The organism is Oceanobacillus sp. FSL W7-1309 (genome assembly GCF_038002145.1).
GTDB lineage: Bacteria > Bacillota > Bacilli > Bacillales > Amphibacillaceae > Oceanobacillus > Oceanobacillus profundus.
Genome location: NZ_JBBOBX010000001.1, coordinates 682,511 through 706,836, shown reverse-complemented (window position 1 = coordinate 706,836; position 24,326 = coordinate 682,511). Strand labels below are relative to the sequence as shown.

General features: G+C 36.9%; 23 protein-coding genes. 22 read left to right on the top strand and 1 reads right to left on the bottom strand.

All coding sequences use genetic code 11. From position 1 onward, the window contains the following. Positions 1–2: 2 nt before the first annotated feature. Positions 3–2,021 carry a transketolase gene (tkt, locus tag NST46_RS03235; RefSeq protein ID WP_341136765.1) on the bottom strand — a complete coding sequence of 673 codons (2,019 nt, stop codon included), beginning with the start codon at positions 2,019–2,021 and terminating at the stop codon, positions 3–5. Positions 2,022–2,253: 232 nt separating this feature from the next. Here tkt and NST46_RS03230 point away from each other — a divergent pair, with 232 nt between their 5' ends. The 22 genes from NST46_RS03230 to NST46_RS03125 all read left to right on the top strand — a co-directional run bounded on the left by NST46_RS03230 (position 2,254) and on the right by NST46_RS03125 (position 24,321). Then, entirely contained in the window at positions 2,254–4,317 is a 2,064-nt protein-coding gene (locus NST46_RS03230) for a BglG family transcription antiterminator (protein WP_340002382.1), read from the top strand. A gap of 30 nt (positions 4,318–4,347) precedes the next feature. Then, entirely contained in the window at positions 4,348–4,836 is a 489-nt protein-coding gene (locus NST46_RS03225; RefSeq protein WP_095308010.1) for a PTS sugar transporter subunit IIA, read from the top strand. Further along, a complete protein-coding gene (locus tag NST46_RS03220; protein ID WP_095308012.1) occupies positions 4,836–5,117 on the top strand; it encodes a PTS sugar transporter subunit IIB in 282 nt (93 codons plus the stop codon). Before NST46_RS03225 ends, NST46_RS03220 begins: the two co-directional genes overlap by 1 nt. Before the next feature lie 75 nt (positions 5,118–5,192). Then, positions 5,193–6,452 (top strand): galactitol-specific PTS transporter subunit IIC, encoded by a 1,260-nt coding sequence (locus NST46_RS03215; protein ID WP_118888571.1) that lies wholly within the window; start codon positions 5,193–5,195, stop codon positions 6,450–6,452. A gap of 115 nt (positions 6,453–6,567) precedes the next feature. Continuing rightward, the gene (locus NST46_RS03210; RefSeq protein ID WP_251661460.1) at positions 6,568–7,599 is read left to right on the top strand and encodes a zinc-binding dehydrogenase; all 1,032 of its coding nucleotides are present in this window, start codon (positions 6,568–6,570) and stop codon (positions 7,597–7,599) included. A 76-nt stretch (positions 7,600–7,675) separates the two neighbouring features. Further along, on the top strand, positions 7,676–8,347 hold the full coding sequence (gene deoC / locus NST46_RS03205) for a deoxyribose-phosphate aldolase (protein WP_341136764.1): 672 nt from the start codon (positions 7,676–7,678) through the stop codon (positions 8,345–8,347). Between the two features lie 248 nt (positions 8,348–8,595). Further along, positions 8,596–8,760, top strand: a complete 165-nt coding sequence (locus NST46_RS03200; RefSeq protein ID WP_168927271.1) for a hypothetical protein — start codon at positions 8,596–8,598, stop codon at positions 8,758–8,760. Positions 8,761–8,779: 19 nt separating this feature from the next. Further along, positions 8,780–9,880, top strand: coding sequence for a galactitol-1-phosphate 5-dehydrogenase (locus NST46_RS03195; protein WP_095308121.1), 1,101 nt, complete (start codon positions 8,780–8,782; stop codon positions 9,878–9,880). A 279-nt stretch (positions 9,881–10,159) separates the two neighbouring features. Continuing rightward, positions 10,160–11,008: an ATP-dependent 6-phosphofructokinase gene (locus NST46_RS03190; RefSeq protein ID WP_341136763.1), complete on the top strand. Its 849-nt coding sequence runs from the start codon at positions 10,160–10,162 to the stop codon at positions 11,006–11,008. Positions 11,009–11,546: 538 nt separating this feature from the next. Further along, positions 11,547–12,806 (top strand): NAD(P)H-dependent oxidoreductase, encoded by a 1,260-nt coding sequence (locus NST46_RS03185; protein WP_095308020.1) that lies wholly within the window; start codon positions 11,547–11,549, stop codon positions 12,804–12,806. A gap of 95 nt (positions 12,807–12,901) precedes the next feature. Beyond that, positions 12,902–13,258 (top strand): PTS glucitol/sorbitol transporter subunit IIA, encoded by a 357-nt coding sequence (locus NST46_RS03180; RefSeq protein WP_095308021.1) that lies wholly within the window; start codon positions 12,902–12,904, stop codon positions 13,256–13,258. Positions 13,259–13,345: 87 nt separating this feature from the next. After that, on the top strand, positions 13,346–13,888 hold the full coding sequence (gene srlA, locus NST46_RS03175; protein ID WP_095308023.1) for a PTS glucitol/sorbitol transporter subunit IIC: 543 nt from the start codon (positions 13,346–13,348) through the stop codon (positions 13,886–13,888). 26 nt (positions 13,889–13,914) lie between these two features. Continuing rightward, positions 13,915–14,958 carry a PTS glucitol/sorbitol transporter subunit IIB gene (gene srlE, locus NST46_RS03170; RefSeq protein ID WP_303449876.1) on the top strand — a complete coding sequence of 348 codons (1,044 nt, stop codon included), beginning with the start codon at positions 13,915–13,917 and terminating at the stop codon, positions 14,956–14,958. 25 nt (positions 14,959–14,983) lie between these two features. Then, positions 14,984–16,042, top strand: coding sequence for a zinc-binding dehydrogenase (locus NST46_RS03165; RefSeq protein WP_341136762.1), 1,059 nt, complete (start codon positions 14,984–14,986; stop codon positions 16,040–16,042). A 32-nt stretch (positions 16,043–16,074) separates the two neighbouring features. Further along, on the top strand, positions 16,075–17,082 hold the full coding sequence (locus tag NST46_RS03160; RefSeq protein ID WP_303449872.1) for a 2-hydroxyacid dehydrogenase: 1,008 nt from the start codon (positions 16,075–16,077) through the stop codon (positions 17,080–17,082). Positions 17,083–17,183: 101 nt separating this feature from the next. Further along, the gene (locus NST46_RS03155) at positions 17,184–17,567 is read left to right on the top strand and encodes a transcriptional regulator GutM (protein ID WP_095308031.1); all 384 of its coding nucleotides are present in this window, start codon (positions 17,184–17,186) and stop codon (positions 17,565–17,567) included. A 230-nt stretch (positions 17,568–17,797) separates the two neighbouring features. Then, the gene (locus tag NST46_RS03150; RefSeq protein WP_095308033.1) at positions 17,798–18,739 is read left to right on the top strand and encodes a sugar-binding transcriptional regulator; all 942 of its coding nucleotides are present in this window, start codon (positions 17,798–17,800) and stop codon (positions 18,737–18,739) included. 262 nt (positions 18,740–19,001) lie between these two features. After that, positions 19,002–19,946, top strand: a complete 945-nt coding sequence (locus NST46_RS03145; RefSeq protein ID WP_095308035.1) for a sugar-binding transcriptional regulator — start codon at positions 19,002–19,004, stop codon at positions 19,944–19,946. Positions 19,947–20,375: 429 nt separating this feature from the next. Next, entirely contained in the window at positions 20,376–21,638 is a 1,263-nt protein-coding gene (locus NST46_RS03140) for a PTS galactitol transporter subunit IIC (protein WP_095308037.1), read from the top strand. Between the two features lie 192 nt (positions 21,639–21,830). After that, on the top strand, positions 21,831–22,529 hold the full coding sequence (locus NST46_RS03135) for an SDR family NAD(P)-dependent oxidoreductase (protein ID WP_251661147.1): 699 nt from the start codon (positions 21,831–21,833) through the stop codon (positions 22,527–22,529). A gap of 27 nt (positions 22,530–22,556) precedes the next feature. After that, positions 22,557–23,306, top strand: a complete 750-nt coding sequence (locus tag NST46_RS03130; RefSeq protein WP_341136761.1) for an SDR family NAD(P)-dependent oxidoreductase — start codon at positions 22,557–22,559, stop codon at positions 23,304–23,306. A gap of 22 nt (positions 23,307–23,328) precedes the next feature. Then, positions 23,329–24,321, top strand: coding sequence for a thiamine pyrophosphate-dependent dehydrogenase E1 component subunit alpha (locus NST46_RS03125; RefSeq protein WP_095308043.1), 993 nt, complete (start codon positions 23,329–23,331; stop codon positions 24,319–24,321). Positions 24,322–24,326: the final 5 nt, after the last annotated feature.

Genomic DNA, 24,326 nt, shown 5'->3' with positions numbered 1-24,326 from the left:
AATTATAAAATAGCTTCCACGTTCAATACTGATTCAACATGCTTAACAACATTTTCAACTGTAAAACCATACGCTTCAATCACTTTATTACCTGGTGCAGATGCTCCGAAAGTGTCAATTCCAAGAATTCCTCCTTGTTCACCTGTATAGCGTTCCCAGCCGAAAGTGGTTCCCATTTCGATTGCAACACGTGCTTTCACTTGAGGAGGAATTACTTCATTTTTATATGCTGCATCTTGTTGGTTGAAGCGATCCCATGAAGGCATGCTAACAACGCGTACATCGATTCCTTTTTCTTTCAGTGCTTTCTGGGAATTAATCGCCAGTTGAACCTCAGATCCAGTTGCTAATAATAGTGCATCAGGTGTCTCTTTTTCTGAGTTGCTTACGATATAGGCACCTTTTTTAACACCTTCATAGGCATTTTCTTTTGTTGATTCCAGTGTTGGTAAATCTTGTCTTGTTAAAACAAGTGCTGTAGGCTGATCTTTTGATTCCAGTGCTAGGCGCCATGCAGCAGCGGTTTCGTTAGCATCAGCAGGACGAATCGTGGATAGTCCAGGAATGACACGTAGTGCTGCTAATTGTTCAATTGGTTCATGTGTTGGACCATCTTCACCAACGGCAATAGAATCATGGGTAAATACATAAGTTACAGGTGTTTTCATAATGGATGCCAGGCGAATAGCTGGGCGTAAATAGTCATTAAAGACAAAGAATGTACCACCATATACTTTTAATCCGCCATGCAGAGCCATTCCGTTTAAAGCAGCTCCCATTGCATGCTCACGTACACCAAACCAAATATTTCTTTCTTCGTAACTATCCCGTGAGAAATCGCCTTCACCATTTATCATTGTCTTGTTGGATCCTGCTAGGTCAGCACTTCCGCCAAAGAAGTTAGGTACTGCTTTTGCAATAGCATTTAAAACTTTACCAGAAGATGCTCTTGTAGCAAGCGTATCCTGACCAGCCTCAAAAACTGGTAATGCTTTCTCCCAATCTACTGGAAGCGCATCATGTATTGCCAGCTGAAGCTCTTTTGCTAGTTCTGGATATTTTTCAGTATACATCTCAATCAATTGATTCCATGCAGCTTCTTTTTCTTTACCGTTTTTACCAATTTTTTCATTGAAATCGGCATATACCTCTTCCGGGACATAGAAGGCTTCGTGTTCCCAACGATAAAATTCTTTTGTTAGCTTTGTTTCCTCTGAACCAAGCGGAGAACCATGTGATGCTGCAGATGCAGATTTATTTGGTGAACCATAACCAATTACAGTTTTGATTTCAATTAAAGTTGGTTGTGTTGTATTTGCTTGTGCTTCCTTAATTGCTTTTCTGATTTCATTGATATCGTTTCCATTTTCAACACGGAGAACCTGCCATCCATAGGCTGTGAAACGTTGCTCGGTATTTTCAGAGAAAGATTTATTTAACTCACCATCTAAAGAAATATCGTTAGAGTCATAGAGTGCAATTAATTTGCCTAACCCTAAATGCCCGGCTAATGAAGCAGCCTCATGGGATATTCCTTCCATTAAATCTCCGTCGCTTACAAGCGCATACGTATAATGATCCACGACAGATAGGTCTTCTTTATTAAACTTAGCAGCTAAATGTGCCTCAGCCATTGCCATACCAACAGACATTGCGATACCTTGACCAAGTGGACCAGTTGTTGCCTCCACTCCATCTGTGTGATGTACCTCTGGGTGCCCTGGGGTTTTTGAATCCCATTGGCGAAACGCTTTCAAATCATCTATTGAAACGTTATAACCAGCTAAATGAAGTAGGCTGTATAAAAGCATTGATCCATGACCTGCTGAAAGTACGAAACGGTCACGGTTAAACCATTTAGCGTTTTTTGGATTATGGTTCATGAAATCTGTCCATAGCGTGTAAGCCATTGGAGCAGCTCCCATTGGTAAACCAGGATGTCCAGAGTTAGCCTTTTCGATTGCGTCGATTGATAGGGTGCGAACGGTATTAATGGATAAGTTCTCGATGTTTGTTGACATTAGTAAACGCTCCTTTAATTTATAAATGTTATATGTTTCACATAACTATCGTATAATGAACCGTTTTCAAAAACAAGCATTTTATTGTACGTAATTGTGAATAATATATGTACAAATTTGTATTTTCTGTGTAAATCACAACGTTGTACATTAAATGTTCTGTTTTTTGGGATGAAAACGAATTCAATTTATGTATAATAGATGGTAATATAAAGCTAAAGGAGGATTACGAGTGGTACTGAGCGATCGCGACAAAAGGGTCTTAAATGATTTGATGAGTAATCCAAGTATTACAAGTATGACATTAGAAGAGAAACATTTATTAACAAGAAGACAGCTTGGCTATAGCTTCACGAAGATTAACGAATGGTTAAAAATAAATAGTCTTCCAACAATAGAAAGAACCAGGAAAGGTCAATTTGTGATTGATCAGGCTGTTTTTTCAAAGCTTAATAGTAGTTATGAAGGTGCTGTGGCTTCAGCGATATTTACGGAAGAGCAACGTGTTCAATTAATTATTTTGATGTTGCTAAGCTCCGAAGAAGAGCTGTCGTTAAATCATTTTACAATCGAGCTGGAAGTTAGCAAGAATACGATTCTAAATGACATGAAACAAGCTCAAGTATTCTTGGATGAATACGATTTGACAATTCGGTATTCAAGGAAACATGGATATTTGATTGAGGGTAATGAGTTTCAAGTCCGTAAACTACTCATCCATATTACACATCAAGTACTGCAAATGAGTAATGGGAAAAATAGATTAGAGGATTTATCTGGCATTCAAAATGATTTGTTAGATGAATTTAAAAGGCGTATTGAGAAAGTGGAGAATAAGTTAAACTTAAAATTTACCGACGAAAAATTGGTAACGATGCCATACATTTTGATTCTAATATTAAGAAGAATACAAAAAGGCTGTGAGATAAAATCGTTTTCCATTCGCTATGAGGAGTTATCGGATACGAAAGAGTATCAGGCTACTGAGGAAATTTTATATGATTTTAATGAGATCCCAGTAACAGAGCGCTTATTTATCACATTGCATCTTTTGACGACAAATGTTTATTGGTCTGAATACATTAATGAGGAAGCAATTCCAAATCTAGTTCCAGCTATTAACGATATGCTCAGACAATTTGAGAAGAGTGCTTGTATTTATTTGCAGGAGCGTAATCAGTTATTAGACAAGCTTTTACAGCATCTTCAGCCTGCATATTACCGAATAAAATATCATCTTACAGATACAATTAATTTTCAAGGGTCTTTGAGCAAGGAGTTTAAGGAATTGCATCATCTTGTAAAGCGTTCCATTGGACCGCTTGCAGAGCTGATCGGTGATGACATTCCTGAAAGCGAAACCACTTATGTTACGATGCTTATTGGTGGGTGGATGAACAGACAAGGTGAAAGTATTGAAGAAAAAATAAAAGCAGTTGTGGTTTGTCCGCAAGGTGTATCGGTTTCAAAATTAATGTTTAATGAGCTGAAAGAATTATTTCCGGAATTTGTTTTTTTGGATTCCTTGTCCGTACGAGAATTTCTCGATTATAAGTTAGATTACGATATTGTATTTTCACCAACCCAATTAGAAACAGAGAAAAAGTTATTTATCTCAAAAGTATTTCTTGGGCAAGATGAACGTTATCGTTTAAGAAAGCAAGTGATGCTTGCGATTCATGGGTATATTCCAAATGATATTAATGTTTATCATATTGTAGATATTATTAAGAAGCATACTGCAATTAATAATGAAAAGGCTTTAATAGAAGATTTAGAGCAATATTTTAATCGTGACGATGATTCAGCAGTGGTAAGGCAGAATGCTGCACAACGGGAAATCGATTTGGATGAATTAATTGTGCCAGAGAATATCACGTTAAGAGATTCAGTTGATTCATGGGAAGAGGCGATACGTATAAGTGCCGATCCATTAATTAAAAAAGGCAAAATACTTCCAGAGTATGTGCACGCGATGATTCACCACTCGAATGATGATCCGTACATCGTAATAGGTACAAATATAGCAATCCCACACGCTGCTCCAGAAGACGGTGTTAATGAGGTTGGTATGACTTTATTACGTTTAAAAGATGGTGTTCAGTACAGTCAGGATTATAAGATTAATCTAATTTTCGTTATTGCCGCAGTGGATAAAAAGCAACATATACATGCTTTAATGCAATTAATGAATTTGGCAGGATCTGAAGAAGATACGAACAAAATAATCAATGCGAGTTCTATTGAAGAGGTTCATGAAATTATAAAATTTTATAGTTCTGACAGAAGTTTGTAAGACAGAAGCAAAAGAATAGGAGTGCAAAGAATGAGTGAGTTATTTTTCAATGAATCTGTCATTCTACTAGATGTGGAAGGCGATAATAAAGAAGAGGTATTAGCAACAATTGGCAATAATCTAGTGGAAAGAGGTTTAGTGAAAGAAAGCTTTGTTCCTGCGATTATTAAACGAGAAGGTGAGTTTGCAACAGGGCTTCCAACAGCAGGAGTATCTGTAGCAATACCACATACAGATGTGGAACATGTAAATAAAAAGACGATTAGTGTCGCCGTTCTAAAGAACCCAGTTGATTTTGTGATTATGGGCGACGATAGTGAGACTACACCTGTACAACTAGTTTTTATGTTAGCAATGGATGAAGCGCATTCACAGCTTTCTTTACTCCAAAAGTTAATGCAAGTTTTTCAAGAAGAGGATACATTGAAGTACCTAGTAAACCAAAAAGACAAAACAAAGGTTAAAAGTCTTTTGGAGGAAAAGCTAGATTTTGTAGCACTTGAAGGAGGTGAGAGATAATGGCGAAAACAGTATTAGTAGCATGTGGAGCAGGTATTGCAACATCAACAGTTGTAAACAGTGCAATTGAAGAATTAGCGAAAGAAAACAACATTAAAGTTGACTTAAAACAAATCAAAATTGCTGAAGTTGGTGCTTACGTAGATACAGCTGATCTATTAGTTACAACTGCAATGACGAAAACAGAATACCCATTCCCAGTAATTAATGCACGTACATTTTTAACTGGTATTGGTGTTGAAGATACAAAAAAACAAATTTTAGAAGAACTTCAAAAATAAGCAGCAAAACATAAATCTCGATAAGCTCTTAATGTGATATCGAGATTTATGTTGAATTTGTTAGGGGGTATCATAATGCAAGCATTCGTAGATTTTATTCAAGGTTTTTTAGGTTTAGGCGCGACTGTTATTCTTCCAGTAGCAATCATGATTTTAGGTCTTGTGTTTGGTCAGAAGCTCGGCAAAGCGATTCGTTCAGGTTTAACAATCGGGGTTGCTTTTGTTGGTATTTTCTTAGTTATTGATTTGTTAACGCTAAACTTAGGCCCAGCAGCACAAGGGATGGTTGAGCGTTTAGGAGTAGATTTAAATGTTATTGATGTAGGATGGCCGGCGACATCATCAATTGCTTGGGCATCTGTTGTAGCGGCATTTATTATTCCACTGGGATTAGTTGTAAACGTTATTATGCTCTTAACGAAGACAACGAAAACAATGAATGTTGATATTTGGAACTACTGGCATTATACATTTATGGCAGCAGTTGTGTATACAGTATCAGGTAGTATTGTACAAGGTTTAATTGCAGCAGTTATATTCCAAATTGTTTGTCTTAAAGTTGCAGACTGGACACAACCAATGGTTAGTGATTTTTATGAATTGCCAGGTGTTTCCGTTGCAACAGGAAGTACAATTTCCTATGCACCTTTTATTTATTTAGTAAAATTAGTACAAAAAATCCCTGGATTGAAAAATTTACATGCTGATCCAGATTCCATTCAAAAACGTTTTGGTATCTTTGGAGATTCCATGGTAATTGGTCTGATTTTAGGTGCAGCAATTGGAGCATTAGCAGGGTACAGTGTTGGTGATGTTATTAACATTGGTATATCAATGGCTGCTGTAATGGTCCTTATGCCACGTATGGTTAAGATTTTGATGGAAGGGTTAATGCCTGTTTCAGAATCAGCACGTGAATGGTTAAATAAACGTTTTGGTGATCGAGAAATTAATATCGGGCTGGATGCAGCAGTACTGTTAGGACATCCATCTGTAATCGCAACCGCTCTTATTTTAACACCAATTACAGTTTTAATTGCAGTTGTATTACCTGGTAATGCTGTACTGCCATTTGGTGACTTAGCTACAATTCCATTTGTTGTTGCATTCGTAGTAGGTGCAGCTAGAGGGAACATTATCCACTCGGTTATTGTTGGTTCGGTTATGATTGCACTTTCACTTTATATGGCGACAGATATTGCGCCGCTTTTCTCTGACATGGCTTCAACTGCAAGCATTAATTTACCTGAAGGCTCAGCAATGGTTTCAAGTATCGACCAAGGTGGTAACTTAGTAAACTGGATTATCTGGAGAGTCTTTGAGATTTTTAACTAGAAAGATTCATTTTTTCTAAAGTTATGAAGTGTTCGATTGTGAAACCTTTCACCAAAAGGCTATATACAACTAATTAATTGATCGAGTTAAACAAAAGCAACAGGAGGAATTCATAGTGAAAGCATTAGTAAAAACAGAACTCGGATTTGGTAACCTAGAAATTCAAGATAAACAAGAACCACAAGCTGGTAAAGATCAAGTGAAAATTGAAGTGAAATATGCGGGTATCTGTGGATCTGATATTCATACGTATGAAGGACATTATAAGGTTGCAACACCTGTAACACTCGGCCATGAATTTTCTGGTGAGGTAGTTGAGATTGGAGAAGGAGTAACGGAATTTAAAGTAGGTGATCGAGTTACTTCAGAAACCACTTTCTATATTTGTGGTGAATGTGAATACTGTAACTCAGGTGACTATAACCTTTGTAGCCACAGAAAAGGTCTAGGCTCACAACAAGATGGTGGTTTTGCCAAATATTTAGTTGCCCGTAAAGAAAGTGTCCATCAGTTGCCGGAAAATGTAGACTACCAGTCAGCAGCAATGACAGAACCATTAGCATGTACACACCATGCAATTGAGAAAACAGAAATTAATACAGGAGATCTTGTTGTTGTCATTGGACCTGGTCCAATTGGACTTTTAGCGGCTCAGGTAGCTAAAAGTCGTGGTGCTACGGTAATCATTACAGGACTAACAAATGATAAAGTTCGTCTGGATAAAGCAATTGAGGTAGGTATTGATTATACCGTTAATACGCAAGAAGAAGATCTAAAAGAGTTTGTCCATAAGTTAACAAATGGTTATGGTGCTGATGTAGTCTTGGAATGCTCTGGTGCTGTACCAGCTGCGAGACAAGGTCTGGATATTCTTCGCAAAAAAGGTCATTATGCGCAAGTAGGTATTTTTGCACAATCTGAAATTCAATTTGATCTTGAAAAAATTATTCAAAAAGAAATCCGGGTTGTGGGCAGCAGAAGCCAAAAATCAGCTGATTGGGAACCATCACTTGCATTAATGAATGATAGAAAAGTAAATGCAAAGGCTTTAGTAACACATGAGTTTAACATTACCGAGTGGGATGAAGCATATCAAGCGATTAAAAGTGGAGAAGCAATTAAAGTTTTGTTAACGCCTGTGGATTGATTAAAAATCTAGTAATCTTCCAGCAAAGGTCTGAATTACATTATACCTTGTAACAAAGGTGAGGGGGAGAATGAAATTGGATAAGCAACAACTAATTGACATGATTGATTATACATTATTAACTCCAACTGCAAGTAAAGAGGATATTAAAGCATTCTGTGAAGAAACAATCGAATATGGCTTTAAAACTGTTTTTGTGAACCCATTTTATGTATCGTACGCGCATAGTCTGTTATCTCCACACAATATTAAAGTTGGAGTACCAATAGGATTCTCACTTGGTGGTGCAACAACGCATGTAAAAGTGGAAGAAACAAAAGAGGCAATTAAAAATGGTGCTGAAGAAATCGATATGTTAGTTAACTTGGGAGCTCTTAAGTCAGGCGAATATGATGTGGTAAAAAATGATATTGCAGAAGTTGTTAAGGCATCTCAAGGATTAACAACCAAAGTTATTATTGAAACAGCATTATTAACGGATGAAGAGAAAGTGAAAGTAACGGAAATAATCATCGAAGCGGGTGCTGACTTTGTAAAAACAGCTACTGGCTTTAACGGTGGTGGAGCAACAATTGAAGATGTTAAATTACTTCGTTCCGTAGCGGGTGACAAAATAGGTGTCAAAGCTGCTGGGGGAGTTAAAACGTATGAAGATGCAGTTAACATTGTCGCTGCTGGTGCAAATCGTATTGGTGCAAGTGGTGCTGTAGCAATTATCAGTGGCGGTGTTTCAGAGGCTTCATATTAAAAATATCGTGCTAAACGGTTAAGTATAATACTTAATCGTTTTATCACGCATTAACGGACTGTAATATTTTTTCTCAAAGCTTGAGAAAACTAAAACGTGAAGGTTGTGGGAGAAACATCCCATAAATTCCCGATTCTGTTCAAGGGCCTTTAGGTCATACCCTTGAGGTACTAACATTCAGTGGGGAGGAAGGGAATCCCACTGAATGAAGTTTCACTTTATCACTTTTCATAGAAATGAGGGTTAGTATGGTAGATACACTTTTAGACTTCATGTTAGGCCCACTAAGAGGGATAAGTGAATTCTATTTTGAATACCAATTAATTTTTAACACGATTATCGTTGGATTCGCAGCATACAAACTGTTTTTCAGCAAAAAAAAAGAAGTAAAAAATGAGTCTGCAAATTATTAGATATATTGAGGTGAATGGGATGAGAGCGTTAAATCTTTATGGTGTACAAGATATTCGTTTTGAAGAGAATACACCAATTCCAGTAATCGAAAATGATACCGACGTTATTATTAAAATAAAATCAGTTGGAATATGTGGATCCGATACATCTAGATATAAAAAACTCGGCCCATATGTAGAGGGAATGACGTTTGGCCATGAGTTTGCTGGTGAAGTAACAGAGGTTGGGCCAGGAGTAAAAGGAATTAAAGTTGGTGATCGTGTCGCAGGATGCCCTGCATTTGTTTGTGGAGAATGTGAATATTGCCTCAGTGGTGAACCAGCACGCTGTGAAAACCTTAGTGTAATTGGTGCACGTCACCCTGGTGCTTATGCTGAATATACAAAATTACCTGCAACCCACATCGTTCCCCTTCCAGATAATGTTGATTATGATACGGCTGCATTGGTTGAACCTTCTGCGGTAGTAGCACACGGATTTTACCGTACTAAAATTCAGCCAGGTGCAGAGGTTGCTATAATGGGTGTTGGGAGTATCGGACTTCTAGCTGTACAATGGGCAAAAATTTTCGGTGCGAAAAAAGTATATGCAATTGACATTGATGACAAAAAACTACAAATTGCGAAAGAGCTTGGTGCTGATGTAGCAATCAATTCATTGGAAAAACCCGCCCATGAGCAAATTATGGAGTATACAAATGGTCGGGGTGTGGATTTAGCCGTTGAATCTGCAGGTTCACCAATTACATCTGCCCAAGTATTTGCCTTACCTAAAAAAGGTGGAGAAGTAGTATTTATGGGAATTCCATATGCAGATATTAACATTGAGCGTTTCTACTTTGAAAAAATTGTTCGTAATGAATTGACCATTTATGGATCATGGAATGCAATCTCAGCACCATTCCCTGGGAAAGAGTGGTCATCAACTGTTCACTATATGAGTACTGGCCAAATTAATGTGAAACCAATGATTTCTCATAAGTTATCTTTAGAAGAGGGCCCAGAAGCATTCCAGAAAGTTATAAATAGAGAGATAGACTCGGTTAAAGTGATTTTTAACCCGGAAAAAACGGAAGTATCTAGTGAATTAAATGTTGAAGAATTTACGATAGGAAAATAAAATATTTTATAATATGTAACCTATAAAAGGTTAATGTATTTTTTTCAAGGTTAACAACACAATCAAGGTTTCTTCTTAAGAATCTTTGGTTGAAATAAATCAAGGATTACTACTATACAGGGTACCTATAGGAATCTTGTATAGTATTTTCTGTTATAGCGAGAGTAATTAACATATAGAATATCATAGGGGATAAATTAATTTATATAGACAACAAACAAAATATCTGATTATATATAAATAACAGAAATCAATTAAATTACTTGGATGTGTTTACAAATGATGAAAATAGGGATATTAACAAGTGGTGAAGATGCACCTGGAATGAATACTGCAATTAGTGCAGTCGTTAAAGCGGCCAATTATCATAATATTGATGTAATGGGAGTTAATTATGGTTACAATGGGTTGATAGAAGGATCTATTTATCCGTTAACTGCATCTGATTTGGAAAATATTACTGATTCAGGCGGTACAATCTTAAAGACATCAAGAAGTACGGAATTAAGTGAAACAGAGAAAATGAAAATACAAGATACATTGGAAAGATCCGGAATAAATGCTCTAGTTATAATCGGGGATGATAAATCCTTTGAAGCGGCTAGGAAAATTCAACAACAAGGTATAAAAGTAATAGGTATTCCTGCAACAGTTGAAAATGATATAGTCTATACAGATTATTCTATCGGTTTTGATACAACTGTAAATACCATTCTAGAATGCATTCATAAGATTAAAGACACAAGCTTTTCTCATGATAAGACAACTATTGTAGAGGTGATGGGCAGACACTGTGGTGACTTAGCTTTGTTCTCAGCTTTAGCCGGTGGGGGAGAGATCATTTCTACACCGGAACGGAAATTGGATTTAGATTCAATCTGTTCTACATTAGCTATGAGAATAAATGATGGAAAAAGAAACAATATGATTATCGTAACAGAAGAATTACATGATATACAGGAATTACAAAAAGGTATCGAAGAAAGGCTGAATATATCTGTAAGAACATCTACATTAGGATTTTTACAAAGAGGTGGAAACCCATCGGCTTTTGATCGGGTACTTGCAAGCAGGTTGGGTATTGCAGCAATAGAATTATTAAGGACGAGCAAACTGGCAAAGCTGTAGGTATTAAAGGAAATAAAATAATAGATGTAGATTTTGATAAATTAAATATTGAAAATGGAAATAAACTAGAGAGTTACCGTTTATTGGAAACGCTTTTAGATTAAATAGATTGATATTCTAGAACCATGGTTGTTAGAAATGTTGTTTTTATGAGTGTCCCCATTCTATACGCTCTAGATATAATAGCTATCGTTTATCTAAGATAAATGATGGCTTTTTGTGTCAGGAAAACTATCTGAAATCGCAATAATTTAACCACTAACAACAGGCACCTATTATTTTAAACCTACATTTATAAAGCTATCCTGCGATGAAAATATAAATTCCTGCAAAATCCGACAATTTTTGTAGTTGACAATCTAATTTTTCCAATCTATAATGAAAGCGTATTCTAACATATGACACACATTGTAACAAATGTTACAAGATTAAACTTTATTTACGTAATGTAACAATTGTTAATTATGAAAGAACATTATCAAAGCTAGGTTTATTAAGTATGCGTTTTTATTTCAGAAGATTCTGAGGGGGATTTATAATGTCAATTTATCATGAACTTCAATTAAGAGAACAAGAAAATAACCCAATCAAAGTAGGAGTTATTGGTGCGGGACAAATGGGATTTGGACTTATTACCCAAATATCTCGCATTCCCGGAATGATCGTCGGTGGAGTTTCGGATGTAAACGTTGAAAGAGCTCAAAAGGCAGTTGATTATTATCAGTCTCAAGAAAATAAGAAAGTAAACACATTGGTATCTTCAGATTATCGAGAAGTCATCCAGTCATCCAATGTGGAGGTAATTGTAGATGCTACTGGAGTACCTGAAGTTGGAGCAAATATTTCCCTGGAAGCTTTAAATTCTAGGAAACATCTAGTCTTATTAAATGTAGAAGTTGATATAACAATAGGTTCGTATATGAATTCATTGTTTCAATCTGCTGGACTAGTTTATTCAGGATCTGCTGGAGATGAGCCAGCTGCAATCGTTGAGTTATATGAATTTGCTAAAACGATGGGAATGGAAGTCGTTGTTGCTGGAAAAGGGAAAAATAACGCATTAAAAACGACAGCTAACCCAGATACTGCCGCAGCAGAAGCAAAAGCTAAAAACATGAGTCCGCATATGCTAGCAGCATTCCAGGATGGAACCAAAACGATGGCTGAAATGAATTTATTAAGTAACGCAATCGGCTTAGTGCCAGATAAAGTAGGAATGCATGGCGTCGATGCTAATCTAGATGACGTTGCACAAAAACTAGATTTGAAAGAAAATGGCGGCGTTTTAAACAGCTTAGGAGTAGTAGAATATGTTAACGGTTTAGCACCAGGGGTTTTCGTTATTGTTAAAAGTGACCTAGAACCTGTTGATGAGGAACTGCGCTATTTATTAAAAGTAGACAAAAGTCATGGAAACCATTATACATTATATCGCCCATATCATTTAGCTAGTTTAGAAACACCCGTTACAATTGCGAAGGCTGTCTTACATCATGATACTTCTATTCATCCGCTTGGAGCTCCAATCTCAGAAACTGTAACGGTTGCAAAGCGAGATATTAAAGCGGGCGAAACACTAGATGGCATTGGTGGTTATTCTGTTAGAGGTGTATTAGAAACACATCAAGATATGGAAGTGAATGGTCACATTCCTATTGGTCTAATTAGTGGTAATGTTGTTGCTAAAAGGGATATTAAAGAAGGCCAATTTTTAACACACGATGATGTAGAACTTGATCCTTCAACAACCGTATGGAAATTAAGAGCTTTGCAGGATCATATGTTTCGTGTTAAATAGTATTTTGCTGCCTAAGTGAAATTAATATTGGGTTCCTGGTGTTAGGAAGATGATTAAGTTACAAGTCAACAAACACATAAAGGGAGGATAAAATCATGATGAAAACGAAAGTTCTGGAAATTGGAGCACTAGTACCAGATTTTAAAGAGGAGAGCTTATTAGTACTTTTTAATGAAACTGCTCCCCTTGAATTAAAAGATATCTCAGTAATTCACCGTTTTGAAGAACAACCTAAAAATGCTCTGCAGGAAGGAACAACACTTGTGATTGGTGATAAAGAATATACGATACAAAAAGTCGGGGATGAAGCAAATCCAAATTTTGAAAGCCTTGGTCACGTTTCGATTTATTTTAAAGACGATGAAACGGAAGAAATCTTACCAGGGGCAGTTTTAGTAACACCTAGTGAATTTCCAGAGTTAAATATTGGTGATTCAATTGAAGTTAAATAAGGTGGATACGCCCTTATAGTGCGGGGTTAACAACCTCTAAACGAGCATTTCCTTCTATATTACGTTATAAGAGAGGATGGAATTAAGATGGATTTTATGATCGCTATTGCTGATGGATTTATTGGAATGTTTCAGGCGGGTGCAGAAGTATTCATGGGTTATATGACGGGGATTATACCTTTATTAGTAACGTTAATCACAGCTGTTAATGCGGTAACAAAAATGATTGGTGAGGAGAAGATAAATCGATTCCTGCAAAAAATTACCAAATATGCCTTATTACGCTATACCCTTGTACCACTTATCGCTGTATTCTTTTTTACGAACCCAATGTGTTATACAGTTGGACGTTTCATGCCAGAAAAATATAAACCAGCATTCTATGATTCTGCGGTTTCATTCGTGCATCCAATTACCGGTCTTTTCCCACATGCAAACTCGGCTGAATTATTTATTTGGCTAGGAGTCGCAACAGGGTATGCAACGGCTGGCGGCAGTCAAGCGCAATTAGGTCTTATGTTCTTATTAACTGGTTTACTTGTTATTTTAATGAGAGGTCTTGTAACGGAACGAATCAGTGCCTATATGTTTAAAAAACAAGGTTATGAACGAATCCTTAACGAGAAATAAAGTAGAAACGCAGAGGGGGAAATCTTATGGCTAACCATAAGACGGTAATAGTGTCCAAAGGAAAAAATGGCTGGGGTGGACCATTAGAATTAACTCCAACCGATGAAAAAAAATATGTCATCAGTGTTACTGGAGGGGGAATCCATCCAGTAGCAAGAGAGATTGCAAGACTTGCAGGTGCTGAGGTAGTTGACTCATTTAAAAATCCAGTAGCAAAAGAGCAAACATTGGTTGCGGTTATTGATTGTGGTGGGACAGCACGGTGCGGAACTTATCCAAGACTAAGAATACCTACTGTTAACGTTAAAGTAATGAGTCCATCTGGACCACTTGCAAAATTTATGACAGAAGATATTTTTGTCTCTGGTGTAACTGTAGGTGATGTCGAGCTCGCTGATAGTGAAACAACCGTTGCTGCAGTACCAAAAACAGAATTGGATGAAGCGGAAGTAAAGAATGCTGAAAAAAACAAAGAAACTGTAGCGGCTGCAGCTGAACCAGTAGAAGATAACAGTACAAACAATGAAATTGAGGGTAATAAAGGTGTTATGGGAATCATTGACAAGATAGCCAAGGGTGCGGGTAGCTTTATGAATATCATGTACCAAGCAGGTCGTGATACCATCGACACAATCATTAAAAATATAATCCCCTTTATGGCGTTCGTTGCAACGTTAATCGGGATTATCAACTATACAGGTATTGGAGAAATATTAGCAAATGTATTTGTACCACTTTCAAATAATATTGGTGGGCTAATTATTTTAGGTGTTATAACCGCGCTTCCATTCCTGTCACCACTACTTGCACCAGGAGCTGTTATCGGTGCAATTATCGGTACATTAGTTGGAAATGAAATTGCAAACGGTAACATTGATATGAGCATTGCACTTCCCGCATTATTTGCAATTAATGCACAGGTTGGAACTGACTTTATTCCGGTTGGCTTAACACTGGGGGAAGCGAAGCCGGAAACAATTAGTGTTGGAGCACCAGCAATTCTTTTCTCCAGAGTAATCACTGGGCCACTAGCAGTTGTCATTGCTTACTTTATGTCGTTTACACTGTAGAAAAGATGATGAAAGGAGGATTAAAATGCTGCCAGATTCATTTCGATTTGGAGCTCTTCTAGAAGCAGGAAAAGCTGAAGTAAGAGAAGGAAGGCTGCCTGATTTAAAAGATGATGAACTGCTGATTAAGCAGGAAGCATGTAATATTTGTACAACCGATTATCAACAATGGCAGGGGAAACGTGAACATCAAGGATACCCCATGGCTGGTGGACATGAATGCTCAGGGATAATTGTCGCTAAGGGAGAAAAAGTAAGTAGCTCTTTAGAGGTTGGAGAGCGGGTCAGTGTGCTATATGACTACTGCGGGGATTGTGAGAAGTGTAAGAAAGGTGACATCACTTCTTGCAAAAACATAAAACAATTTGGGAAAAATTATTCTGATCAATATTTTGGGATTTTTGGTTTTGCGAATTATTTTATCCGGAAATCCAAAAGTGTTGTGAAAGTTAGTGATGACTTATCTGCTTCTGAGGCAGGATTTGTTGAACCGTTATCATCCGTATTAAAAGGAATTAGAAAACTGCGGATTAACTCAGGACTTGACACTGTCGTTGTTATTGGTGGCGGTACAATGGGATTGCTTAATGCAGCAGTCGCTCAAGCAATGGGGGCAAGAGTCATTGTCTCGGAACGTAATCCCAAAAAAGTAGAGAAGATTAAACAAATGGACTTAGAATTAATTGATGCTGGTGAAACTGATCCAGTGGAGGAAGTTAGAAAACGAACAAATGGCAGCGGTGCAGATATCGTGATTGTTGCAGTCGGTACTTCTTCTGCAAATGAGCAAGCTTTGAATATGATCAAAGATGATGAAGGGAAGGTTCTTTTGTTTGCAGCGGGTTATCCAGCACCGGATTTAAATGTAGATTCCAATGAAATTCATTATAAGCAATGTGAACTTATTGGTACGTACGGCTCAAGCCTCGAGGATTTCAATAATGCAGCAAAAATGCTAAGTGAGCGCCGAATTGATGTAAGTCCTTTAATAGAAGAAGAGATTCCATTATCCAGAATTCAAGAAGCCTATGAAAAAGCAAGTACACGCGGTAATTATCGTATTTCTGTTTTGCTGCATGCATAAGCGTAGAGAAAAAATAATCGGAGGGTGAAAAAATGAAATGTTTAGCAATAGCCGATTTATTTATAGATAAACAAATGATGGAAGAAGGTCTTATTAGTTTAAAAGAGCTAGGTATTGATATTACCATCAAAGAATGGAAGCATAAAGATTTGGAAGCGTTACAGAAGGATAATATTAAACTAGAGTATGAAGGCAGTGAAGCAATTGCGCTTCCTTCTGAACTAACAGATGGCCTGGAAGACTATGATATTATCATTACCCAGTTTGCACCGATTGGAAAAGCAGTCATTGACCAATGCAAAAACTTAAAAGTATTAGGTGTCCTTCGGGCGGGTATTGAAAATGTGAATAGGGAATATGCTGAATCAAAAGGTATTACGGTTTTGAATACACCTGGGCGCAGCACTACAAGTGTATCCGAGTTTGCTGTTGGTATGATTCTAAGTGAAATCCGTAATATTGCCAGAGCTAACTATAAATTAAGAAACGGTGTGTGGGAAAAACATTATCCAAACGGTGTGCTTGCTCCCGAACTAAAGGGCTCAACAGTAGGTTTGATTGGATACGGTGCTATAGGCAGGCGGGTTGCAGAATTACTTCGCCCTTTTGGCAGTGAAATTCTATTCTTCGATGATTATTACCAAGGTGATACACCAGACACAAAAGTTGAAACCCTAGAAGAATTAGTGAAAGAAGCGGACATTATTTCAATGCACTACCGTCTAACGGAACAAACAAAGAACATGATTAATAAAGAACATTTTAGCATGATGAAAAATAACGCAGTGCTCATTAATACGGCTCGTTCTGGATTAGTTAACGAACAGGACTTGGCAGAAGCATTAAGCGAGAAAAAAATTGCTGGTGCTGCCGTGGATGTATATAATGTTGAACCATTGCCAAGCGATCATCCTTACAACGGACTGGATAATATTACGATTACACCACATATTGCAGGCTCAACAATCGGTAACTTTGCTAATTCGCCAATTATATTAAGTGAACGAATTATCGAAGCTTTAGAGCTGACAGTTCATTAATCAGAACAATGGGTGAACGGTTAAATTCTTCATCCATTGTTCATCAACCTCAGTTTCAATCTATCGAATAAATAACATCAATCAGAGCAGGAGGCGAAAAGATGGATCCCTTAGCATTCCTAATGTTATTAGTAGTTGTTCTTGTTATTCAAGCGTTTACGGGAATTTTACATGTGAAATATTATCAGAAAAAAGTAAAGAAGATTACCCAACAATATAGTGAAGGGTACCTTGGTGTGGGGATGACGAAAAAAATGTTCCGCGTTGGAAAGGTAGCTATTGTCGTTACAGATAAAAAAGGAACCATTCAGGAATGTAATATTTTATCAGGACTTACAGTTCTTTCAAGATTTGCAAAGTATAAAGAGTATGTTGGTGAAAATATAAAGGTTATTGATTGGGAGAAGAAGAAGCATAGGCTAGTCGTTCAAGATGCTGTTAAACGAGTAGAAGAGCAAATGAAACGAGAAGCAAAGGTAAGCTAAAGGAAGCAATTATAAAGGTAGAATGTTTCATAGTAAGTGCTAAAATGTAAGTGTTAAAATTAGAAATTTTTGTAAAAAACATGTAAACTTGGTACTGGAAAAGAAGTAATACAGAGGAATTTTGATATCGTTTTAAACTGTATGGATCTGGAGCAGTATTTAATCTATCAAATTCCCTCTCAGCTAAGACAGTAATCTAAATAATTTTCAATAAGAACAGGGTGTAGGAAATGTCCTATCTAGACGATCGGAGATTAATGGTTAAGATTGCAAATCTATATTATGAAGCAGGTGAAACTCAATCAACTATTGCAAAAAAAATTGGAGTAAGTCGGTCATTAATATCGAAGTATTTATCAAAATCAAAGGAATTAGGTATTGTTGAAATTATTATTCATGATGAGGATTATAGTACCGTATCAAGTTTAGAGACAAAGCTAGAAAATCAATACGGATTACGTGAGGCAATTTGTGTGCCTGATACGGAACAAAGTAATTCTAAAATTCAGTTGGGAACGGCGGCAAGTAAATATTTGCATAGAATGATCAGGGATGATCAGGTTGTTGGAGTGTCTTCCGGAACAACTTTATATGAGGTTGCAACCGCAATGTCATCTAATCAGCATTTCCCAAATGTATGCTTTGTTCCTATAGTTGGGGGAATGGGAGACGAGCGTGTAGATATACATGCAAACCATATTGTTGCTAAGCTTGCGGAGGCATTGAAAGCAACCTATCACCTTTTACATGCTCCAGTTGTTGTTGATTCTAAAGAGACGAGGGAAATAATTCTGAAACAACCGTCTATAAAGAATACATTGGAATTGGGAAGCAAGGCAGACATTGCGATTGTAGGAATAGGCGGAACACCAGAGCATTCAACCATGGTTCGATCCTATATTAATTCTGGTATAACAGATGATCTGGATTTTGATGAAATTGCTGGTGATATTTGCTATAACTTTATTAATGAAAATGGAGAAGTAGTAAACAATTCCTGGAATGAAAAAACAATTACACTTGAACTAAATAAGTTAAAGCAAATCCCCCTAGTTGTTGGAGTAGCTGCTGGAGTCGAAAAAGTGAATGCTATTAAAGCGGCATTAAGAGAAGATTTAATTGATGTATTAATAACCGATGAAAAAACTGCTAGATTATTACTGGAAGGTTAGTATTATAAGGATGCTAACCTTTTTTAGTGCGCTAGTATTAGAATTGTACTGCGAAAGAAAGTAATAGTAGTCTTTGACCAGAAGAAATTTCTGCATAATTCATATAGTAGGAGCTGCTGTCTGAGTATGCAAAACAAATTTTGGTCCATCTCTATTTTAAATAGCTGAATAAAATTGACAGCGTTTCATCTGTTCTATATGATAATGTACAAACGTAATACGATAGAACAAATATAATTTTTAAAAAGAAAAGAGCGGTTTTATGTTAGATTGGGAAGAACGACGTTTAATGGTGAAGATAGCTAAGTTATATTATTTTGAAGGTTGGACTCAAGCCCAAATCGCAAAAAAACATAATGTTTCCAGACCTGTCATTTCAAAACTGTTAAATGCTGCAAAAAAAGAAGGAATCGTGGAAATCTATATCAAAGACGAGACAATTCATACGATTGATTTAGAACAGCAGCTTGAGAAGAAGTTTGGATTAAAAGAAGTTATTGTTGTCTCTACTGCAGGTTTTACACAGGAAATGGCTAAGAGGCAGCTTGGAAAAGCAGGAGCATCCTATATTAGTAAAAACCTAAAGAATATTAAAAACATAGGTATTTCTTGGGGAAGTACACTTTTATCTTTGGTTGAAGAATATCCATATGAACGAAATGCTCATATTCGTATTGTACCAATTATTGGTGGAATGGGTAACAATTATGTTCATTTACACTCCAATCAGCTTGCGTTTAATTTAGCGCAAAAAATGAATACATCCTGCATGTATCTTTATGCACCAGCAATGGTTGAAAGTGACGATTTAAAAGAGATGCTCGTTCATACAAAAGATATCGCTATGGTATTAGAAGAAGGCCGAAAAGTTGATATGGCTGTCGTAGGGATAGGAAATCCATTTAAAGATTCAACTTTAGAAGTGATGGGATATTTAAAGGAAAGTGATTTAACTTCATTAAAAAAGGCAGGAGCAGTAGGTAATATCGGATCTTGCTTTTTTAATGAAGTTGGAATGGAGATAGATCACCCCTTAAATGATCGTTTTATCGGTTTAAATATAGAAGAGATAAAGAAAATACCTGAAGTAATTGGCATTGTTGAAGGTTCACATAAACTGGAAAGTATAGAAGCAGCTCTTGTTGGTGGATGTTTAAATGTTCTTATAACAGACGATCGTACTGCACAAGCTTTATTAGATAATTAAAATAAATGCATCCCTTTTTCTTATAGAAAAGGGATGCATTTATTTGTTGCTACAAAAAATTAGATTCAATTTATGTATAAATTAATCAATTGTTCTGAGTGGTTACGAATGTTAATCATGATATTATACAAAGATATGACATTAAGTTGTGATGAAAGCGAATACAAAATCGATATTATTGGTGATAAGATAGAATTATTAAGCAACTGTTAATAGTGGATTTACTTTCATACCGGTTAGTAATGCAGTTAATGTAAGCGATATCAAAAAATAGGATCGTTTTGGGAGGGAGTTCTAACTTACATAATAAATCGATGAGAACAAATGAAATTCGCTTAACTAAGGAGGTATTGATGAAAAAGCATATGAAGATTGGTAAGCAAATTTAAATTAAATAGAATTATATTTTTCACTCAAGGGGGAAACAACATGCAAGGATTCGTAGATTTTATACAAGGTTTCTTAGATTTAGGTGCTACCGTAATTCTACCAGTAGCAATCTTTTTGCTTGGCTTATTTTTTGGACAAAAGCCTGGAAAAGCATTTCGTTCAGGTTTAACTATTGGAGTTGCTTTTGTAGGTATATTCTTAGTGATAGATTTGCTTGTTTTAAACCTTGGTCCTGCGGCACAAGGGATGGTAGAACGATTAGGGGTTAACTTAAATGTTATTGATATTGGTTGGCCAGCAGCTTCATCTATTGCTTGGGCATCCCCGCTTTCAGCATTTATCATTCCTTTAGGGTTAGCTGTAAATGTTGTTATGCTGGTTACAAAAACAACCAAAACGATGAATGTTGATATTTGGAATTTTTGGCACTATGCATTTATGGCAGCAATGGTTTATGCACTAACTGGAAACGTTTGGATAAGCCTTGCCGCAGCGATTATCTTCCAAGTTATCACACTAGTGATGGCTGATCGCTTAGCTCCAATGGTTGCTGATTATTATGAAATGCCAGGTGTGTCGTTAACTACTGCAACAACACTTTCTTACGTCCCGATTGGTATTCCAATCGTAAAGCTGCTTCAAAAAATCCCTGGGTTAAAGGATTGGGATGCAGATCCAGATTCAATTCAGAAAAGATTTGGTATTTTAGGAGAATCGATTTTCATTGGACTCGTACTTGGAGCAGGGATTGGTGCATTAGCTGGATATAGTGTGGGTGATATTATTGAAATCGGTATGTCCATGGCAGCGGTAATGGTTTTGATGCCGCGAATGGTAAAAATTTTAATGGAAGGATTAATGCCAGTATCGGAATCAGCACGGGAATGGTTAAATAAGCGATTTGGAGATAGAGAGATTTATATTGGACTTGATGCAGCTGTGGCTCTAGGTAATCCCGCAGTAATTTCAACAGCATTGATTCTTGTTCCAATAACAGTCGTATTAGCAGTGATTTTACCTGGTAACGCATTACTTCCGTTTGGAGACTTGGCAACGATTCCGTTTATTGTTGCATTTATCGTAGGTGCTGCGCGCGGAAATATTGTTCACTCCGTTATTGCAGGAACCATTGTAATTGCTATGTCACTCTACATGGCGACAGACTTAGCTGTGATATATACTGATATGGCGGTGAAAGCAGAGTTTAATATGCCTGAGGGAGCTACCATGGTTTCAAGTATTGACCAAGCAGGTAACTTAATTCATTATGTCATTTATAAAGTAGTTGAACTTTTCCATTAAATAATAGCTAAAGGAATTCATTGAACACGGTTCATTTAGGACATAAATAATACCACCTCTCTTCCATTTGCAGAGAGGTGTATTTTTGATTACGATAAGAACATATGTCACTTGAATGTTGACAAAATGCTATTCATAAGTTATATTTTATACAAATGTAACTACTAAGAACAAATGTAAAGGAGGTTGGAGATGATTCAATTTGATTTACAGAACAAGGTAGTATTTGTTTTTGATGGCGATCATCAAGTAGGCAAAGAAATTATTCGGTTATATACAGAAGCAGGGGCAAAGATATTGTTTTTAAGCAGAACGGCCCCAGAGGATGAAAGCATATTTATTTTAAAATATAAAGATGGATCTTCTAGTAATGATATAGGTCCAGTGAATCTTGAAAATAGTTCATTTCTTCAAGGATTACCAGATTTACATCAAATTGATATTATTATTAATAATTTGGAAACGGATACAGGAAAGGAAATTATAGATATAACCCCTGAGGAATGGGAGAACGTAATGTTTATTAATTTGGATGTACCTTTTCAATTAATAAAAATGATAACTCCATTGATGGAAAAACAAAATGATGGAGTAATCATTAACGTCTCCTCAACGAGTGCGATAGATGGGGGGAATGGTGATACTGCCTATGCTGCTAGTAAGAGTGCATTAGAATCCATGAATAAGGCCCTATCCAGAGAGTTAGCGTCAAGTAACATTAGAGTCAATGCTGTAAGTGTTGGGAAATATGACACAAGTGATTCTATTCCATTGGGGCGCAAAGTAACAGCAAGCGAAATTGCCAATACCATATTAATGCTAACAACACCGATGGCGAGCTATATGAATGGGCAAACGATTCTATTAGATGGTGGAAAAACACTAGCTTAAGAATGGCTATTAAAATGGGGTGAATATATGGAGCAGAAAAAAGCAATCTTGGTTATTGGCGGAGCGGCGGGAATTGGAAAGGATTATGTGAAAAATAGAGCGGCTAGGGGAGATTCTGTAATATTTACAGATCTAAATAAAGAGGCTGGAGAATCATTAGTTAATGAATTAGCTTTAAAAGGTAAAGAAGCAACTTTTTTTCAGCATGATGTAACCGATTGGGAGAATACGAAGGGAATAATAAAAAAGGTGATCAAACAGTTTGGAAGAATAGATACGCTTGTACATTCTGCAGGCATTACGGTATCTAAATCTTTTGAAGAGCTGACCTTCCCGACGTGGAAAAAAACAATTTCCGTAAATTTAACAGGATTATTCTACGCTGTAAAAGCTGTAATCCCAGAAATGCTGCATCATAAAGGCGGTAATATCATTATCATCGGATCAGGATCAGCTATTACTGGAACTGGCGGTGGTGTTCATTATGCAGCATCAAAAGGTGGAGCGTTTGGCTTAATGAGATCTATTGCCAGTAAGTACAGTCACTTAGGAATAAAAATTAATCTTGTTGCACCAAGGGTAATTCAAACCGAAATGCTTGATCGGCTATACCCGACAGAAGAGAGCTTGGAGAAATTAGTACAGAAAATACCCGTAAGAAAAATTGGAACGTTGTCTGATACAACGAATGCGATAAATTTCCTGGCTTCTAAAGAGTCCGATTATATACAAGGACAGGTGCTGCTAATTGACGGCGGAAGAACATTTTTATCATAAAAACAAAGGGAGAGTGAACAGAATGGAACAAACCAAAACATTAAAACTCGTTCCAGAACTATCAAATGAAAAATTGAAAGGGCTTTACAAACAAATGTGGTTAATTCGCTACTTTGATGAACAAGTAGATCAATTCTTCGCAAAAGGAATGATTCATGGAACAACTCACTTGGCTGTTGGGCAGGAAGCAACTGCTGCAGGTGCATGTGCATTGCTTTCCGATGAGGATAAAATTACAAGTACACACAGAGGACATGGTCATAGTATTGCAAAAGGCGGCCGTGTCGATAAGATGATGGCAGAATTATTCGGAAGAACGACTGGATATTGTAAAGGAAAAGGCGGTTCCATGCACATTGCGGACTTGGATAAAGGTAACCTTGGAGCAATGGGGATTGTCGGTGGTGGAATACCTTTAGCTGTTGGTTCGGCGCTTACAGCACATATGAAGAAGCTGGACTATGTAACGGTTTGTTTCTTTGGTGATGGTGCGTCGAATGAAGGAAGTTTTCATGAAGCGATCAATATGGCTTCGATTTGGGATTTGCCAGTCGTGTTTTTCTGTGAAAATAATCAGTATGGCATGTCTGGTAACGTAAGTGAAATGACAAATGTGGAGAATATTGCAGATCGTGCTGCTGCATATGGTATTCCCGGCGTTGTTATTGATGGAAACGATATTATCGAAGTCATCAATGCTACCTATGAGGCGACAGAACGTGCGCGTCTTGGAGAAGGACCAACATTAATAGAAGCAAAAACTTATCGCTGGAAGGGCCATTCGAAAAGTGATGCAAAAAAATATCGTACACGTGATGAAGAAAAGGATTGGAGAGATAATCGGGATCCAATCAAACGATTCAAGGAAGACTTGGTGGAAGCTGGAATTGCAACGGAAGATGAGTTAGAAACACTGAAGAAAGCAGCTAAGCAAGAGATGGATGATGCAGTTGAATTTGCGCAGAATAGTCCAATGCCGTCACTGGATGAATTATTAACGGATGTATATGCATAGGAGGG